The sequence below is a fragment of the Streptomyces sp. NPDC058691 genome (assembly GCF_042714775.1).
Taxonomy (GTDB): Bacteria; Actinomycetota; Actinomycetes; order Streptomycetales; family Streptomycetaceae; genus Actinacidiphila.
The window spans coordinates 101557-117269 of record NZ_JBHXSO010000019.1; the positions used below are offsets into that span (position 1 = coordinate 101557).

Consider the following 15713-nt stretch of genomic DNA (forward strand, 5'->3'; position numbering starts at 1 on the left):
CTACTGCTTGGCGCCGATCTGCGCGTCCACCGCCGCCGTGAACTGCTGCGGCGTCATGGTCTGCACGTTCTCGATCGTCTTGCCGTCCAGCTTCACCGTCGGCGTGCCCTGGATGCCGTCCGTGTCGAACTGCTTGGCCATCGTCAGCGCCCACTTGTCGTAGGTGCCGTTGCGGACGGCGTTCTCGAAGGTCTTGTTGCCCTTCAGGGCGGTGACCTTCTGCGCGATCTCGATCAGCTTGGCGTCGCTGCCGAAGTCGTCCTTGGTCTCCTCGGGGTGGACGTCCTTGGAGTAGAGCAGCGCGTGGTACTGGACGAAGGCGTCCTTGCTGACGTTCAGCGCCGCGCCCAGCGCGCTCAGCGCGTTCTTCGAGCCCTGGCCCTGCTTGAGTGCGTCGTCGAGGAAGGCGCCCATGGTGTACGAGATCTTGTACTTGCCCGCCGTGGCGTCCTTCTGGACCTCCTCGCCGGAGGTCTGCTCGAACTGCGCGCAGACCGGGCAGCGCAGGTCCTCGTACACCTTGAGCGTGTGCTTGGCGTTCGCGTCACCGATCTCGATGGACGTGCCGTTCTTGCCCGTGGAGTTGGCCGGCGCCACCAGCTTCTGGTCCGCGGCCTTCTCCCAGTAGGAAGGCGCGTTCATCTTGACCACGGCCACGGCTATGCCGGCGCCCAGCGCCAGGACGCCGACCACGGCGCCGCCGACGACGAACTGGCGGCGGACCTTGTCCCGCTTGGCCTGGCGTTCCCGCTCCACGCGCAGCCGCTCGCGGGCGGCGGTCTTGGCGGTCTGGCTGTTCCTCTTGCTCATGGTGGTGAGTTCTCCGTGTCGTCGTGACGTGCGTGAGGGGATGTGCGGGGTGGAGAGGTCGTGCTCGGCCGGCTCGGCTCAGCGAGCGGCGGCGACGACCGGGGGCCCTCGGCGTACGACGGTGTGGAGCAGCAGGGGCAGCGCGGGCGCGGCGGCGGCCGCCGGCACGGAGCGGCGCGCGGCGGTCCGCGGCCGGGCGGTGCCGCGGAGGGCGGCGACGGCGACCAGCAGCGGCCGGAAGACGGTCCGCAGCAGGCCGTGCAGCGCGGCCTCGCCGCGCCGCAGCCACCAGGCCGCGGTCAGGCCCACGGCGACGTGCACCACGAGCAGCAGCCAGGGCGAGGCCGAGTGGCCGGGGCCCCCAGCGGCACCGGCGAGCGGGCCGCCGACGTCACCGCCGTGACAGGCCAGCGCCTCGTTGATCGAGCGCCACGAGCCCGTGACAGGCCCGCCCGCGGGGCCGTAGCAGGTGTGCTGACCGGCCGTGTACAGCGTGTCCACGGCCAGTTCGAGCGGGACCAGGAGGCCGGCGATCGGCCAGTAGCCGCGCTCCCGGCCACACAGGGCGTACGCGACGCCGAAGACGCCGACGGCGGCCCCTGCCGTGGTCGCCAGAGGCAGGGGCTCCCGCGAGAGCAGGATGTGGGCGGTCGCGGACAGCGTGACGCACAGCGCGGCGAAACACGCCGCGCGCAGCGCCCTCAGCTGGGGTCCGGTCCCTTCCATGGCGCTGAGTGTGCCATGCCGGTGTGTAAGCAATGCCTAAACCCCGGAAAACCCCAGGAACGCGGGCCCCTGGATCACAGCCCGGGGAAGCGGCCGTTGCGGAACAGGTCCACGAAGATCTGGTGGTCCGCGCGGGCCCGCGCCCCATAGGAGTGGGCGAAGTCCACCAGCGCCGCGAGGAAGCCCTCCTCGTCCCGCGCGATGGCCTCGTCGATCGCGTCCTCCGTCGAGAACGGCACCAGGGAGTGGCCGCTCTCGTCGTCCGCCGCCGCGTGCATGGCGGCCGTCGCCCGGCCGAGGTCGGCCACGACCGCCTCGATCTGAGCGGGGTCGTCGATGTCCGACCAGTCCAGGTCCACGGCGTACGGGGACACCTCGGCGACCAGCTGACCGACGCCGTCCAGCTCGGTCCAGCCCAGGTAGGGGTCGGCGTGCGCCTGCAGCGCGCGCTGCGAGATCACCGTGCGGTGGCCCTCGTGGCGGAAGTAGGAGCGGACCGCCTCGTCGGTGATGTGCCGGGAGACCGCGGGGGTCTGGCCCTGCTTCATGTAGATCACGACGTCGTTCTCCAGGGCGTCGGTGTGCCCTTCGAGGAGGATGTTGTACGAGGGCAGGCCCGCGCTGCCGATGCCGACGCCGCGGCGGCCGACCACGTCCTTGACCCGGTGGCTGTCCGGGTTGATCAGGCTGGTCTCCGGCAGGGTCTCCAGGTACGCCTCGAAGGCCCGCAGCACCTTGGTGCGGGTGGCCTCGTCCAGCTCGACGGCACCGCCGTCGGGGGTGAAGCGGCGGTCCCACTCGCGGATCTCGGTCATCGAGTCCAGCAGGCCCACCCTGGTCTGGGCGCGCGCATGGCGCAGCGCGTCCAGCAGGGTGCCCTGCGCGGTGTCCAGGGTGAGCGGGGGCACGGCCTCGTCCTGGGCGAGGGCGCGGATGCGCTCGCGGTAGGCGGTGGCATAGGTGCGCACCAGGCCGGAGATCACGTCGTCGGCCAGCGCCTTGCTGTAGCCGATCAGCGCGATGGAGGCGGCGAAGCGCTGCAGGTCCCAGGTGAAGGGGCCGACATAGGCCTCGTCGAAGTCGTTGACGTTGAAGATCAGCCGGCCGTTGGCGTCCAGGTAGGTGCCGAAGTTCTCGGCGTGCAGGTCCCCGTGGATCCACACCCGGGAGGTGCGCTCGTCCACGAAGGGGCTGCCATCCTTCTCGTCGGCGAGGTCTGCGTAGTAGAGGCAGGCCGTGCCGCGGTAGAAGGCGAAGGCCGAGGCGGCCATCTTGCGGAACTTGACGCGGAAGGCCGCCGGATCGGCCGCGAGCAACTCGCCGAACGCGGTCCCGAAGACCTCGACGATCCGCTCCCCGCGCTGCTCGTCGCTCGTGAGACCTGTGGCCATCTGTCCTGCGCCTCCTGGCTGTACGTGTGTGGGCTCACCGTCGGCCGGGCGGCCGGTCGACGGGTCAACGCAGGAGCGTACGCCCGCGTCACCCGGCCCGGCCCTCGGCGGGGCGTGATATTCGCGTCACCGACTCCGCCCGTTCAACCGGGCACTTCCGGCCCGTGCCGGGCGTTGGGGGGTGCGATGAACACCACCAGGGGGCGGGACACCACACGCGGCCGCAGCGTCCGCCGCACCGTTTTCGGGCTGCTCACACTCGGCGCCCTCGTACTGGCCGCCATGGCCTGGCCCACGGTCTCCGCCCAGGTCCGCGCGGCCAACTGGCCCGAGGAGGCCCCCAAGGGCCCCGACCACATCACCGCCCGCATGACGGCCGTCCGCGACGCCGTCATCAAGGAGTTCGGCCCCCGCGGCCTCCGCGGCGCCCCCGGCTGCTACCGCGAGGACGGCGGCATCGCCGGCGGCGGCGAACACCCCCTGGGCCGCGCCTGCGACTTCATGCTCATGCCCGCCGGCCACAAGGTCACCGGCAAGCGCGAAGCCCTCGGTGAGGACATCGTCGCCTGGGTCCGCGAGCACGCGGACGAATACGGCATATGGTACGTGATCTACGAACAGCACATATGGTCCAGCCGCCTCCCCCAACAGGGCTGGAAACTCATGGAAGACCGTGGCTCGATCACCCAGAACCACTTCGACCACGTGCACATATCGGTCTACTGAGCCGCCGCCCGGCTGAGCTGCGGCAGCCCCTCCAGAAGGCGTGTCGTCCTTGCCGGCTCTGGGTCCGCAAAAAGGGAATGCGGTGGTGGCCTCAGGCGATGACGATGGGCGGACATCCGAGGAGAGAGGGAAAGCCGTGCGATACAAACCGGGCACCGGGAGTACCTGAACGAACTCGCCCAGGAGCTGGCTGTCGCGGACGGTAGACGTAGGGCACGATGCCGCGTCCACAGCTGCAGCCACCACTGGCATCACCTGACCGCCAACCGGGAGACGACCCCGTGACGGCGCTCGCTCACGGGGCGACACCCGCTTCAGGGATGTCAGACGTAGCTGTCAGACATGGCGTTCTTGACGCGTAGTTCAGTCGCCCGAGTGGCCCCAGAAATAGATCTCTTGGGGGTTGCCCTCGTCGTCGTGCAGCACGGCGCATCGTCCGACCCATCGCGATCGGGGGAAGACATCGAAATCTTTGACATGTGCACGCGTCAGCTTGTCGGAGCCGAGCAACTCGCGCGCCTCCTCGGCCGTCACGGGTTCCACGGTGTTGTAGTCCGAGGTGTCTTCAGGTCCCACGACCCGGAAGATGTCCAGGATCGAGTGCGTGCCGGCCTCCTGGACCAGCTCATCGGCCCACAGCGCCTCTAGCGACTGCGGCCGAGGCTCCCGCTCCGCCTCCGGTCGCCAGTCGCCGCCGTTGACCCAGTAGTAGTCGCCAGTCTCGAACACCTCACGCCGTAGTTGCTGCAGCGCCGCGTTCAGGTCTTCCTGGTATGGCACGTAGTAGTCCCATTCCGAAGCGCCCACCAGTCTTCATCCCCTTCCCGCTTCCCTTGGACTGCGGAAGTTAGCACCCAGCTCGGACAGTCAAACCCTGAGCTTGGGAATCACCGACCTGGTCCGTCCCGCCGCTCTTTGACCTGCGGCAATGGTCCTGGGCAGGAGTCGTGGCCGGGCCTTGGAACGACCGTCGGTGGCACTGGTTCAGCGGTCGTTCTGGCACGTATCGGGTACGCAACACTTCACAAGTCGATCCGGGACACGATGGCCTCCGCGTCCCCGACACCTCCGCGACGGGTGACGACGTACGCCGGCCGCAACGGAAGCTCGCGCAGAGCCCGTTCCATCACCTTGAAGAGAGCATCGGCGTCCGGGCGTACACATAGAGCACAACCTCACGCCCGTGGCAGGTTGGCTTTTCGTCCCAAACAGCCGGGAGACGCTACGCCCGGCGGCCGGCTGTTTGGTGCCTGCGGGGCTGTTCAGCGCGAACGCTTGACTCTACGAGCCTGCCGACGCTTTCGATATTTAGGTCCGAGGTTGCCGGCGGCCATCGCCAATAGTGCGAAGCAAGCGGAGCTCATGAAACTCATTGGGTCATCATCGATGGTCCGGCTCATGAGCCAGAACAAGACAGTGGACACGATCCACCACGCCGCGAACGGCCCGATCACAGCCCAGCTGGTCCACCACTTATGCACGTCCGGAGCCTATCCCCCACGCGCGCACAGGCCGGCGGCGGGCAGTGTCCCGAGGCTCCTCGGCGGGGCTGGCGTGAAGGCCGGTGTCACGCAGGAGTGCGCATACGACGCTCGTGCGTCGGTGAGCCAGCGCGATGATCGCTTTGCACGTGCTTGAGCCCTTCATCGCGCATCTTAAGATAAGTCCCGGTTCGGCCCTTCGCGGTTAATGCTGGTCTGCGCGGACAGGTAGAGCACCCGGCGCAAGCGGCGGCTATAGCCTTTGGGGCGGTACAGATTGCCGGTCCATCGTCCGGAGTCACGGCGAACAGGGACGAGCCCCGTCGCGTAGGCAGTGGGACACTCGAGCGGGCATCCAGTCAAGTCGCGATCAAGGGGCCGAGCGCAGTGGGAGCCCTGCGTTGATTCTCCAGGTCTCCGGGTCCCTTGATTCTGCGAGCCACTCGATCAGTTGGCCAACCCCTGCTTCGAACGCGGCACCCAGCGACGTGCGGTCGTCAATGATCAGATCGCGCTCATTGATGTAGTGGGTGTTGTGATTCTCAGTGCACCAGCAAGCCACGCTCACAGCGGCGCAGACGTTCAGGAGGCCTTCGGTAGTCCATCCGATGTCGAGCACAAGCTCCAGCCAGTCGGCGTCCTTGACGTACAGGGAGATCTCCGTGAGCAGGATCTCGGGTACACCGCCGGCGTCCTCTCCGGGGCAGATGACGTGTTGGGGAAACCACTCCCACCTCAGCTCATCCCCGGTTGGCCGTTCGGCATCGAGGGCTGCGGCCGCTTGTCGCATGCGTAGGTGGTCTGCGGCCTCAGCGTGAGGGAACAGCGTCGCCAGGGGCACGCTGTCGAAGCGCCCACTCAGCATGGTCATGCCCATAGTCTGCAGGAGCGGAGCCTTTGGCGCATCGGAACTTGCTGTACTTGCCTGCTGCACGACCGGGTTCACCCGGGATCAAGGACAACCCGGAGAACTTGCGGGCCGTCACCATCGGATTCAGCTCCTGACGATCCCCCCGATGTGGGCTTTCACGTCTCGAGATCCCGCCGCAAGACTCGCGATCTTCTCAACCGTCTCGGCGACCCAATGCAGATCTCCGAGTTTTGCCGCCCGGCCGCATCCGATTGTTTGCCTGAAGAGCTCTTCGGCCTGGCGAATTTCCCGCTTACGGTAGTTCCTGGATGCATGGGAGAAATGCGCGACCCAGTCCTCGTAGGGATTTCGCAACGTGGCCGCAAGATAGGCCTCTCCTCCCCCGTGCCGGGAAATTCCCGTGAGGGCCAGGGCGAGGTCGGTAAGGACGGCAACCGTCCGCGAGTTCCCCAGTCGGCTGGGTTGGGCCGAGAGGCGGAGGTCCATAAGCCGCGACCAAGGGATGACCTGGGCCTCGACCCCCTGGACCCAGTAACCGAGGCCCCCCTGCTCAAGCTTCAGGTACCTGCTCTCGCGGGCAGTCGGGTCGCCGACGATCCACTCGCCTGCGATGAATTCGAGGGGGCCCAACGCAAGAGCGCTCATCGGTCACCCGTCCAATGTCGATCGCCACGTGACTCGCCTGGTTGTGTCCGCTCTACTCTGCCGCCGTCGGCGAGCCGTGTCGCCTCCACCACGAGGTGTCCGTTCGATCGCGTAGCCGGTTCGGGAGGGGCAAGCTACGGACCACGCCCCACCTGGGCCATTAGCCCGACGGCCGCATGACGGCGAATTTCGCGCTCATGGTCGGACCGAGATGGTCCACGAGGCCGCATCCAGGCTGATCTGGCCATGGCAAGTAGTAGAGGAACAAGGCGATTGTCCGCGTCACCTCGGGGACGTCGCGTTGTAGCCGATTCTCCAAGAACCTCAGTGTGGCGCGCCAATCGGACTCTGTATCTCCTCCAAGGAACGACGGGACGGTCTCCTGAACAACGCCCCAGAAGAACACGATCGGCAGGGTGCCGTCCTCGTTGAAGACATGTGCGTCATATAGATCCTCGAAGCCGGGCACACCAGCCACAAAGTCCCGCACGAACTGAACGTCTTGGTCCATCCCATCTCTTGGGCGCACAGCATAGGACAGCGTCTGCAATCATTCCGGCTCGGCCCGTCGTAGCGGACGCTGCCCCGATGGCCGACGGGTTGGGACGGTACGCGAAGCATGCGCTGACTCGTCCTTCGGCCCTCGGCAGGAGAACTGCAGCCCTGTCAGTGCCCCCTGCGATGCTTTCCAGGTCGTCGCGACGGGAGGAATCATGGGCATCGGCTACAAGACGTCATGGCTCGCGGTCCGGGATGCCGGGCCGGAGGAAGTGGCGGACGCCCTCGGGTTGCGGCACCGCCGGAGCATGGACTGGCAGGGCGGCACCGAGGTCGCCTACCGGAACGGGGTCTTCGTGGCCAGGCCCGTCGCCGAATGGACGATCGCCCACAGCCGCATCCATCTTCTTCCCGAAACCGACGCGACCCAGCCGCACTTTCCCGCCTGGCTCCGGTCGCTGAGTACGCGGCTCGGCGACCTCCAGTTCTTCACCACCGACCGCATCGGCGAATTCCACGCCTGGGCCAGGGTCGACGCCGGCGAGCTGACCCGCGCCTACTGCTACTTCGGGCAACGAGGCGATGTCCCGCTGCGACTCGGCGAACCCACGGACATCGAAAGGGAACTCGGCGTCGGGGAGCGCGGGCTCGAAGAGGGGCGGCACGACTGGCAGGAGTCCGATTGGGACGCCTGGTTCGCCGCCATGCCCAACGAAGGCCACGTCATGCGCATCGCCCGGAGCTGGGGCATCTGCCCCCTCGACATCCCGGACGACTCAGTCACCCTCCCCGGCATACACGGCCTCCCACCGGGCGTCGAACCGGCGCATACCCCGTGATGTCCGCCGGGCCGCGCGGCGGTTCAGCGCCCCGCAGCGTCCCCAACGCGCATGGCGACGAGGCAGCGGCGGCGGCCCGCCGCGTGCGCGGGCGTCCGGGGAGCTGATGCCCGGCGCGCGTTCACGCCATGGCGACGAAGCCACCCCGGGACCGGCCGTTGGTGAGGAGCTCGTCCCAGTCGATGTCCTCGGGCAGCGCGTCGAGGGAGACCACGACCGCTCCGCCCGCCTGTTCCACGGCGCCGCACCATTGGGCCATGTCTTCCGCCTCCTCCTGCGACCGGGCGCCCTGGACGAGGCATCCCGCGTCGCCGGGGCCGTCGACCACCGACATGGTGAGCCTCGGCATGATGCGCCACTCGGGGCACGACGGCATCCGGCCCTCAGGCGCGTGCAGCGCGGGCAGGCTGCTGTGGATCGGCGCTCCGGCCAGCAGGAGGAACGGGACGGGGCCCAGGGCGAAGTGGGTCTTGTCGCGAGTCAGCAGCACGCGGCGACTCTCTCACGCCCCCGGCCGGATCACGCAGGGCCACGCTTACCCGCGGGGCGAGTCCCCCCACGGGTACGGGATGTTGTGGAGCGTGGACGAGTTGTACGACATGCGGTCCACGTGGGCCTGGTCCCGGCGGGCCTGTTCGATGAGGAGGCCGTCGGCGTTCTCCGTACGAGAGGTGCCGCGGCGCAGGAGCTTGACGATCAGAAAGGCCGCGAAAAGCGCCAGCAGGCCCAGAAAAACCAACAAATCGACCACAGCAGCTCTCCCCCGAGTCAATGGCCACCTCATCCGGATGGTAGCCGTGGACGGCCTGCCGTGTCAGGGGCAGATCCAGCAGTAGAGGCGGCGGCCCGTGGAGCAGGCGCGGGCGGCGAGCGCGGCGAGGTCCTTGAGGAAGCGGCCGAGTGCGTCGGGGTCCAGTTCGGTGCGGGAAGCGCCGGAGACGGCCGGAGCGCGCGAGGTGCGGGCCCAGCCGACGGCGACGTCGTCGAGGAGGCGGGGATCGAAGGCGGCGAGGGCGTCGCGGAAGGTGTCGGAGAGGGAGACGGCGACGACCTCGCCGTCCCCCGCCATGCCGACGAGGGCGCCGCGGCGGGGGTCGGTCTGGACGTCCTCGGCCGCGCGGCCGGTGATCAGCACCTCGGCCGGGAGGAGTTCGACCACCGGGTCGATGCCCTTGACGACCCGCTGGTCGTAGCCGGCGGCGAGGGCCGCGCCGTCGTCGCGGACCACGGCGTCGACCACGGCGCGGACCGCGTCCCGGTCGTCGGCGGCGGAGTAGTAACCGTAGAGAACACCCATGGCCGGATGATCGCATCCGGCACTGACAACACCCCCCGCGCGCAGGGGGATTGCTCCGCTACTCCGCGTCCGCCGCGTCCGCCGCGATGTCGGCGAGGAAGTCCAGGGCGATCGCCCACGCGCGCTCGGCGGCCTCCGCGTCGTAGTCGTCGAGGCCGGGGTCGGTGAAGAGGTGCCCCGCGCCGCGGTAGCGATGGACCTCGACGTCGGCGCCCGCCTTGCGCATCCGCAGGTACCAGGCGTTCAGCCAGTCGTCGGGCTCGAAGGGGTCCGGCTCGGCGACGTGCAGCTGGACGGGCATGTCGGTCGCGGCGTCGTCGGCGATGTCGGAGGTGCCGTGCAGCAGCAGGAGGCCACGGGCCTTGTCGTCGGCAAGGGCGAGGTTCTGCGCGATGGAGCCGCCGAGCGAGAAGCCCGCGTACACCAGGCCGCGTTCGGAGAGCGGTCCCGAGACGGTGACGGCGCGCATCAGCAGTTCGTCGCGGCCGATCTCGTCCTTGATGGCCATGCCCTCTTCGACGGTCTCGGCGGTGCGGCCCTCGTACAGGTCGGGCACGTGCACCTCGTGCCCGGCGGCGCGCAGCCGGTCGGCGGCGGCGTGCACGGCGGGACGGAGTCCGTAGGCGGAGTGGAAGAGCACGATGGTCATGCCGGAGGTCACAATTTCACATCCCATGAGGGCCGCACGATCGGGGTACGGGCTCCATCATGCCCGTTACCGTCGAAGCCATGGATTCCGTCGTACGGCCGCTGGGAGTGGTAGGCGGCTCCCTCATCCTGACTCTTGCCGTGGGCTGGGCCGTCGACCACGCGCTGCGCCGCGCCGACGCCCGCCATCCCGAGACCCCCCTGTGGCAGCTTCTGCGCCGCGCCAGGCTGCCGCTCCAACTGGTCATCTGCAGCTCGCTGCTGCGGGGTTCGTACGAGCAGGCACACCTCGCCCGGGGTCACAGCCGGGCGGTCGGCCAGGTGCTGACGCTGGTGCTGATCGGGGCCTGTGCCTGGCTGGTGGTCCGGGTCGCGGCCGCCATCGTGGAGGCCTCGTACTCGCGGTACGCCTCCGGGGCGCAGGACGCGGCACGGGTGCGCCGGGTGCGCACGCAGGTGTCGCTGATCCAGCGGGTGGTGTCGGCGGTGGTCGGGGTCGTCGCGCTGGCGGCGATGCTGCTGACCTTTCCGGCGATGCGCGGCTTCGGGGCGTCCATGCTGGCCTCCGCGGGACTGATCGGCATCGTCGCCGGCATCGCCGCCCAGTCGACGCTGGGGAACCTGTTCGCCGGGCTGCAGATCGCCTTCGGCGACATGGTGCGGATCGGCGACGCCGTGGTGGTGGAGGGCGAGTGGGGGACGGTCGAGGAGATCACCCTCACCTACCTCGTGGTCCGCACCTGGGACGAGCGGCGGATCACCATGCCGGTGTCGTACTTCACCAGCAAGCCGTTCGAGAACTGGTCGCGCGGCAACACCCGGATGACCGGCACCGTCTACTTCCATCTGGACCACACCACGCCCGTGGACCTGATGCGCGGGCGGCTGCTCCAGGTCCTCAAGGAGTGCGAGCAGTGGGACGGCCGGGCCTGGGGCCTGGTGGTGACGGACGCCACCCCGTCCACGATCCAGGTGCGGGCGCTCGCCACGGCGAAGGACGCGGACGACATCTGGACGGTGCGCTGCGTGGTGCGCGAGCAGATGATCGACTGGCTGCGCCGTGAGCACCCGTACGCCCTGCCCCGCATCAACACCGCCCAGGCCCCGGGCCTGGCCGAGGCCCCGGACCGGGAGCAGGCGACCCCGGACGCCAGCGACATCGGACCGGGCCCAGGAGCCCGGTAGCGGGCCCCTGGGGCACAGAGAACGCCCTCAGGACCTAGCGGGACACCCGCAGGCTGCGCACGTCGAGCTGGCGCAGCACCCGGTCGACGATCTCCGGGTCGTAGCCGGGTTCGCTGCGCGCCGCGAGGATCTCGTGCCGGGCGGCGGAGAGCATGTCCCGCTGCACGCGTTCGAGGGTCTTGATGCGGCTCACGCGTGCGGTGTGCCGGTCGCGCTTGTCGTCGTCGACGATGTCGGGGCAGATCCGTGCCCCGACGTCGAAGGCGCGCCGGTGCAGGAGTTCGGAGACGTCCTCGGGGAAGCTCTCGGTCGCCTCGACCTCCTTCAGCCGCTGCTTGGCCGCCGCCATGGCGCGCAGCGCGAGCAGCATCTCCATGTCGTGCTCGATCTGGGTGTCGCTGCTGACCCCGAGCCGTCTGACGACCCACGGCAGGGTGAGTCCCTGCAGCACCAGGGTGGTCAGGACGACGGCGAACGCGATGAAGAGGATCTCGGCGCGGGCCGGGAAGGCGTCGCCGTTGTCGATGGTGTGCGGGATGGCCAGGGCCAGGGCGACGGACGCCACGCCGCGCATGCCGGACCACCACATGACGACGGTCTCGCGCCCGCTCATCGGGATGTCCTCGTCCAGGTCGCGCCGTTTGTGCAGCTTCCTGGCCGCATAGGAGGCGGGCAGCAGGTACACGAGCCGTACGACGATCACGGCGCCGACGACGAGCGCCGCGTGACCGACCATCGTCCCCCAGCGGCCGGCCCCGACGCCGAAGACGTTGTGCAGCTCCAGGCCGATGAGACCGAAGGCGACGCCGGTGACCAGGGTGTCGACGACCTCCCAGAAGGTGGCGCCGACCAGTCGTCCCGTCACGTCGTCGGCGTCCACGGCGTGCTCGGCCAGGAAGAGCGCCGTGGTGAGCACGGCGAGGACGCCGGAGCCGTGGGCCTCGTCCGCGATGGCGTACGCCGCGAAGGGGACGAGCAGGGACAGCCCGATCTGGAGGGTCGGGTCGCCCACGACGCCCATCAGCTTGGAGGCCATCCAGCCCAGGGCGACACCGACCACGACCGCGACGACCGCCGACAGCAGCAGCTCGCCGAGCGCCTCCGGCCAGGAGAAGGAGCCGGTGACGGCCGCGGCGACTGCCACGTTGTAGACCACGATCGCGGTGACGTCGTTGAACAGCCCCTCGCCCTCCAGCGTGGAGATCATGCGCCGGGGCAGGCCGAGCCGCCCCGCCACCGCGGTGGCCGCCACGGGGTCCGGAGGGGCGACGAGAGCGCCGAGCGCCACGGCGCCGGCCAGCGAGATGCCGGGGACGACGGCGCTGGCGATGCCACCCACGGCCGCGGTGGTGATGAGCACCAAGGCGACGGCGAGCAGGAAGATCGCCCTCTTGTTGGCGGCGAACTGCCGCCACGAGGTGCGCTGCACCGAGGCGTAGAGCAGTGGTGGCAGCACGAGCGGCAGGATGAGCGCCGGGTTGATCTGCACATTGGGCACGAACGGCAGCAGGGCCAGGACGACCCCGAGCAGTGTCATGAGAACGGGCGACGGCAGCCCCAGCCGGTCGCCCAGCGGCACCATGATGATGGCCGCGAGCATCAGGGCGAAGAACAGCGCGAGTTGATCCACGCCCCTAGCGTGACATGTCCGCGGAGCCGACCCCGGTCAGCCGGTCACAGCGCGCGCCTCATGGAGCGGTGGGCGATGCCCGCCTCCTCGTACTCCGCGCCGAAGGACTCGTAGCCCAGGCGCTCGTAGAAACCGAGGGCGTGGACCTGCGCGTGCAGTTCGACGACGCGCAGTCCGAGCTGCCGGGCCTGCTCCTCCACGGCCCGCACCAGCGCCGCCCCCACGCCCAGCCCGCGGGCCGCGGAGAGCACCGCGAGACGGCCGAGCACGCCGGTGCCGTCCGCGCCGGGGAGCAGCCGGCCGGCGCCCAGCGCGCCGTCGGGGCCGATCGCCATCACATGGACGGCGGTCGCGTCGAGTTCGTCGTACTCCAGCTCGGCGGGCACCTTCTGCTCCAGCACGAAGACCTCGTGCCGTACGGCGAAGTACGCCTTCAGGTCGTCGGGGCCCTCGGGCACCCGGATCGTGTAGGACTCAGGCACTGTCGCCCCGCACTATGTCGAGGGCGTGCTGCAGGTCCTCGGGGTAGTCGCTCTCGAACTCGACCCAGGTGCCGTCCCCCGGGTGCGTGAAGCCCAGGCGTACGGCGTGCAGCCACTGGCGCCCGAGCTCCAGCCGCTTGGCGAGCGTCGGATCGGCACCGTAGGTGAGGTCGCCGACACAAGGGTGACGGTGAGCGGCCATGTGCACGCGGATCTGGTGGGTGCGGCCGGTCTCCAGCTTGATGTCCAGCAGCGAGGCCGCGCGGAACGCCTCGACCAGGTCGTAGTGCGTGACGCTGGGCTTGCCGTCCGCGGTCACGGCCCACTTGTAGTCGTGGGTGGGATGGCGGCCGATCGGCGCGTCAATGGTGCCGCTGAGCGGGTCGGGGTGGCCCTGGACGAGGGCGTGGTAGCGCTTGTCGACGGTCCGCTCGCGGAACTGCTGCTTGAGGTCGCTGTAGGCGATCTCCGACTTGGCCACGGCCATGAGTCCGGAGGTGCCGACGTCCAGCCGGTGCACGACGCCCTGGCGCTCGGCGGCGCCGGAGGTGGAGATCCGGTAGCCGGCCGCGGCCAGGCCGCCGATGACGGTGGTGCCGGTCCAGCCGGGGCTGGGGTGCGCGGCGACGCCGACCGGCTTGTCGATGACGACCACGTGCTCGTCGTCGTGGACGATGCGCATTCCCGGCACCGGCTCCGCGACGATCTCCACGGGCCGCGGCGGGGCGGGCAACTCGACCTCCAGCCAGGCGCCGCCCGAGACGCGGTCGGACTTCCCGGCGGTGCTGCCGTCGATCGTCACCTTCCCCGCCGCCGCCAGCTCGGCGGCCTTGGTCCGGGAAAATCCGAACATCCGGGCGATGGCGGCGTCGACACGCTCGCCTTCGAGACCGTCGGGAACAGGGAGGGACCGAACTTCGGCAGACATACTCACCTGGTCGAGTATGCCGGATGGGCGACCCGTGCTTTCCCGTCGTTGCCCCGGCCGAGCCTTCCGGGCCCCGGCCGCGACGGGCCGGCGACGGGCGGCGGCGTCAGTCCTTGTGGACGGTGCCGTCCGGGTCGAGGCCCCTGAAGGAGAGCAGGACGATCAGGATGCCGCCGCAGACGATCGCCGAATCGGCGAGGTTGAAGACGGCGAAGTGGGCGGGGGCGACGAAGTCGACGACGTGCCCCTGGAGGAAGCCCGGTGCCCGGAACACCCGGTCGGTGAGGTTGCCGAAGGCGCCGCCGAGCAGCAGCCCGAGCGCGATCGCCCACGGCACGCTGTGCAGCTTCCGCGCGATGCGGGCGATCACCACGATCACCGTGACCGCGATCACGGTGAAGACGATCGTCATGCCCTGCCCGAAGCCGAAGGCCGCACCCGCGTTGCGGACCGCCTCCAGGCGCAGGTAGCTGCCGATCACGTCGATCGGCTCATGCCCCTCCAGGCGGGTGACCACCCAGATCTTGGACAGCAGGTCCAGGGCATATGCCAGCGCCGCCACGCCGAGCAGCACGGCGATGCGCCGCGGCCCCTTGGGGACGGTCGCCTCCGTGCCGCCGGTCGGCTCTTCCGCCGTGTCCGTCGCCGTCTCCTGTGCCTTCGCCATGTGAGTCCTTCAGCCCCGATGTCCCGGCCAGGCCTGATCCTGACGCAGACGAGGTTACGGCACACACGTCCGATACAGCGGGGGCGGCCGGGCGCGGCCCCCGCGAGAACTCAAGTGCGGCGCTCCTGTCGCTGCTTGCAGTCGACGCAGAGCGTGGCCCTCGGGAAGGCCTGCATGCGCGCCTTGCCGATGGGCTTGCCGCAGGACTCGCACAGCCCGTACGTACCGGAGTCGAGCCGTTCCAGCGCGTGCTCGGTCTGGGCGAGCATCTCGCGGGCGTTGGCGGTGAGCGCCATCTCGTGCTCGCGGGTGATGTTCTTGGTGCCGGTGTCGGCCTGGTCGTCACCGGCGCCGTCACCGGAGTCGCGCAGCAGGCCGGTGATGGCGTCCTCCGAGGTCGTGATCTCCGTCCGCAGCCGGTCCATCTCGGCCAGCAGCTCGGCGCGCGCCGCGTCCACCTCCTCGGCGGACCAGGGCTCCTCGTCGGGCCGGACCGCCAGGTCCCCCGGGGCCACGACGCCGGTCGGCCGGGCGATACGGGCCGTGGGCACCGCGGAGGCGGGTCCCCCTGCTGCGGCCGTACCGGCCGCGGTCTTCTTCGCTACCACCTTCTGGGCTCCCTTTTTCGTCGCCTTCGCGGTCGTGCCGGCCTTCGCCGGCCCGGACGCCTTGGCGGGCTCGGCCGTCCGGCCGGCCTTCGCGGACTTTCCCGGCTGGGCGGCCTTCTTGGCCGCCGGCGCCTTCTCCGCCGCGGGGGCGGTCTTCTTCGCCGGGGGCGCGGTCTTGCGCGCCGCGCGTCCCGCCGTCGTACCGGCCTTGCCCGACTGGCCCGTGCTGCGTGCGGGCGCCTTCGTCGTGGTCTTGTCAGCCTCCGCCACGGCCGCTCTCT

19 protein-coding genes and 1 pseudogene are annotated in these 15713 nt (G+C 69.8%); 3 read left to right on the plus strand and 17 right to left on the minus strand.

Annotated features, from left to right (window positions below; all coding sequences use genetic code 11):
- From ACFWVC_RS16025 to ACFWVC_RS16035, 3 genes are all read right to left on the minus strand, one after another.
- Positions 1 to 810 carry a thioredoxin domain-containing protein gene (locus ACFWVC_RS16025; RefSeq protein ID WP_384284995.1) on the minus strand — a complete coding sequence of 270 codons (810 nt, stop codon included), beginning with the start codon at positions 808 to 810 and terminating at the stop codon, positions 1 to 3.
- A 78-nt stretch (positions 811 to 888) separates the two neighbouring features.
- The gene (locus ACFWVC_RS16030; protein WP_384284997.1) at positions 889 to 1536 is read right to left on the minus strand and encodes a hypothetical protein; all 648 of its coding nucleotides are present in this window, start codon (positions 1534 to 1536) and stop codon (positions 889 to 891) included.
- A 74-nt stretch (positions 1537 to 1610) separates the two neighbouring features.
- A complete protein-coding gene (locus ACFWVC_RS16035; protein WP_384284999.1) occupies positions 1611 to 2927 on the minus strand; it encodes a DUF2252 domain-containing protein in 1317 nt (438 codons plus the stop codon).
- A gap of 186 nt (positions 2928 to 3113) precedes the next feature.
- Between ACFWVC_RS16035 and ACFWVC_RS16040 the strand changes: the two genes are divergently transcribed.
- On the plus strand, positions 3114 to 3653 hold the full coding sequence (locus tag ACFWVC_RS16040) for a hypothetical protein (protein ID WP_384285000.1): 540 nt from the start codon (positions 3114 to 3116) through the stop codon (positions 3651 to 3653).
- A gap of 363 nt (positions 3654 to 4016) precedes the next feature.
- On the opposite strand, the gene ACFWVC_RS16045 is transcribed toward ACFWVC_RS16040, so the two are convergent.
- From ACFWVC_RS16045 to ACFWVC_RS16065, 5 genes and pseudogenes are all read right to left on the minus strand, one after another.
- On the minus strand, positions 4017 to 4460 hold the full coding sequence (locus ACFWVC_RS16045; RefSeq protein WP_384285002.1) for a hypothetical protein: 444 nt from the start codon (positions 4458 to 4460) through the stop codon (positions 4017 to 4019).
- 666 nt (positions 4461 to 5126) lie between these two features.
- A pseudogene (locus tag ACFWVC_RS16050) lies at positions 5127 to 5467 on the minus strand (transposase); the annotation flags it as partial.
- A 37-nt stretch (positions 5468 to 5504) separates the two neighbouring features.
- Positions 5505 to 6005, minus strand: coding sequence for a hypothetical protein (locus tag ACFWVC_RS16055; protein ID WP_384285004.1), 501 nt, complete (start codon positions 6003 to 6005; stop codon positions 5505 to 5507).
- A gap of 123 nt (positions 6006 to 6128) precedes the next feature.
- The gene (locus ACFWVC_RS16060) at positions 6129 to 6650 is read right to left on the minus strand and encodes a hypothetical protein (protein ID WP_384285006.1); all 522 of its coding nucleotides are present in this window, start codon (positions 6648 to 6650) and stop codon (positions 6129 to 6131) included.
- Positions 6651 to 6810: 160 nt separating this feature from the next.
- A complete protein-coding gene (locus ACFWVC_RS16065) occupies positions 6811 to 7161 on the minus strand; it encodes a hypothetical protein (RefSeq protein WP_384285008.1) in 351 nt (116 codons plus the stop codon).
- 202 nt (positions 7162 to 7363) lie between these two features.
- Between ACFWVC_RS16065 and ACFWVC_RS16070 the strand changes: the two genes are divergently transcribed.
- Positions 7364 to 7987 (plus strand): hypothetical protein, encoded by a 624-nt coding sequence (locus ACFWVC_RS16070; protein WP_384285010.1) that lies wholly within the window; start codon positions 7364 to 7366, stop codon positions 7985 to 7987.
- A gap of 121 nt (positions 7988 to 8108) precedes the next feature.
- Here ACFWVC_RS16070 and ACFWVC_RS16075 read toward each other — a convergent pair whose 3' ends face one another.
- The 4 genes from ACFWVC_RS16075 to ACFWVC_RS16090 form a co-directional block, all read right to left on the minus strand.
- Entirely contained in the window at positions 8109 to 8477 is a 369-nt protein-coding gene (locus ACFWVC_RS16075) for a hypothetical protein (protein WP_384285012.1), read from the minus strand.
- Positions 8478 to 8522: 45 nt separating this feature from the next.
- The gene (locus tag ACFWVC_RS16080) at positions 8523 to 8738 is read right to left on the minus strand and encodes a hypothetical protein (protein ID WP_384285015.1); all 216 of its coding nucleotides are present in this window, start codon (positions 8736 to 8738) and stop codon (positions 8523 to 8525) included.
- Between the two features lie 63 nt (positions 8739 to 8801).
- Positions 8802 to 9284 carry a hypothetical protein gene (locus tag ACFWVC_RS16085; RefSeq protein ID WP_384285019.1) on the minus strand — a complete coding sequence of 161 codons (483 nt, stop codon included), beginning with the start codon at positions 9282 to 9284 and terminating at the stop codon, positions 8802 to 8804.
- A 58-nt stretch (positions 9285 to 9342) separates the two neighbouring features.
- Positions 9343 to 9933, minus strand: coding sequence for a dienelactone hydrolase family protein (locus ACFWVC_RS16090; RefSeq protein ID WP_384285023.1), 591 nt, complete (start codon positions 9931 to 9933; stop codon positions 9343 to 9345).
- Positions 9934 to 10013: 80 nt separating this feature from the next.
- Here ACFWVC_RS16090 and ACFWVC_RS16095 point away from each other — a divergent pair, with 80 nt between their 5' ends.
- Positions 10014 to 11117, plus strand: coding sequence for a mechanosensitive ion channel family protein (locus tag ACFWVC_RS16095; RefSeq protein ID WP_384285028.1), 1104 nt, complete (start codon positions 10014 to 10016; stop codon positions 11115 to 11117).
- Positions 11118 to 11151: 34 nt separating this feature from the next.
- On the opposite strand, the gene ACFWVC_RS16100 is transcribed toward ACFWVC_RS16095, so the two are convergent.
- The 5 genes from ACFWVC_RS16100 to ACFWVC_RS16120 form a co-directional block, all read right to left on the minus strand.
- On the minus strand, positions 11152 to 12747 hold the full coding sequence (locus ACFWVC_RS16100) for a Na+/H+ antiporter (RefSeq protein WP_384285031.1): 1596 nt from the start codon (positions 12745 to 12747) through the stop codon (positions 11152 to 11154).
- 44 nt (positions 12748 to 12791) lie between these two features.
- Positions 12792 to 13229, minus strand: coding sequence for a GNAT family N-acetyltransferase (locus ACFWVC_RS16105; RefSeq protein WP_384285035.1), 438 nt, complete (start codon positions 13227 to 13229; stop codon positions 12792 to 12794).
- Positions 13222 to 14157: an RluA family pseudouridine synthase gene (locus ACFWVC_RS16110; RefSeq protein ID WP_384285038.1), complete on the minus strand. Its 936-nt coding sequence runs from the start codon at positions 14155 to 14157 to the stop codon at positions 13222 to 13224. Before ACFWVC_RS16110 ends, ACFWVC_RS16105 begins: the two co-directional genes overlap by 8 nt.
- A 106-nt stretch (positions 14158 to 14263) precedes the next feature.
- Positions 14264 to 14824 carry a signal peptidase II gene (lspA, locus tag ACFWVC_RS16115; RefSeq protein WP_384285040.1) on the minus strand — a complete coding sequence of 187 codons (561 nt, stop codon included), beginning with the start codon at positions 14822 to 14824 and terminating at the stop codon, positions 14264 to 14266.
- Positions 14825 to 14934: 110 nt separating this feature from the next.
- Positions 14935 to 15702, minus strand: a complete 768-nt coding sequence (locus tag ACFWVC_RS16120; RefSeq protein ID WP_384285042.1) for a TraR/DksA C4-type zinc finger protein — start codon at positions 15700 to 15702, stop codon at positions 14935 to 14937.
- Positions 15703 to 15713 lie beyond the last annotated feature (11 nt).

Bases quoted from the DNA above. Each gene is read 5' to 3' on its own strand.
- ACFWVC_RS16025 (WP_384284995.1), bottom strand. From the start codon at position 810: ATGAGCAAGAGGAACAGCCAGACCGCCAAGACCGCCGCCCGCGAGCGG.
- ACFWVC_RS16030 (WP_384284997.1), bottom strand. From the start codon at position 1,536: ATGGAAGGGACCGGACCCCAGCTGAGGGCGCTGCGCGCGGCGTGTTTC.
- ACFWVC_RS16035 (WP_384284999.1), bottom strand. From the start codon at position 2,927: ATGGCCACAGGTCTCACGAGCGACGAGCAGCGCGGGGAGCGGATCGTC.
- ACFWVC_RS16040 (WP_384285000.1), top strand. From the start codon at position 3,114: ATGAACACCACCAGGGGGCGGGACACCACACGCGGCCGCAGCGTCCGC.
- ACFWVC_RS16055 (WP_384285004.1), bottom strand. From the start codon at position 6,005: ATGACCATGCTGAGTGGGCGCTTCGACAGCGTGCCCCTGGCGACGCTG.
- ACFWVC_RS16060 (WP_384285006.1), bottom strand. From the start codon at position 6,650: ATGAGCGCTCTTGCGTTGGGCCCCCTCGAATTCATCGCAGGCGAGTGG.
- ACFWVC_RS16065 (WP_384285008.1), bottom strand. From the start codon at position 7,161: ATGGACCAAGACGTTCAGTTCGTGCGGGACTTTGTGGCTGGTGTGCCC.
- ACFWVC_RS16070 (WP_384285010.1), top strand. From the start codon at position 7,364: ATGGGCATCGGCTACAAGACGTCATGGCTCGCGGTCCGGGATGCCGGG.
- ACFWVC_RS16085 (WP_384285019.1), bottom strand. From the start codon at position 9,284: ATGGGTGTTCTCTACGGTTACTACTCCGCCGCCGACGACCGGGACGCG.
- ACFWVC_RS16090 (WP_384285023.1), bottom strand. From the start codon at position 9,933: ATGACCATCGTGCTCTTCCACTCCGCCTACGGACTCCGTCCCGCCGTG.
- ACFWVC_RS16095 (WP_384285028.1), top strand. From the start codon at position 10,014: ATGGATTCCGTCGTACGGCCGCTGGGAGTGGTAGGCGGCTCCCTCATC.
- ACFWVC_RS16110 (WP_384285038.1), bottom strand. From the start codon at position 14,157: ATGTCTGCCGAAGTTCGGTCCCTCCCTGTTCCCGACGGTCTCGAAGGC.
- lspA (WP_384285040.1), bottom strand. From the start codon at position 14,824: ATGGCGAAGGCACAGGAGACGGCGACGGACACGGCGGAAGAGCCGACC.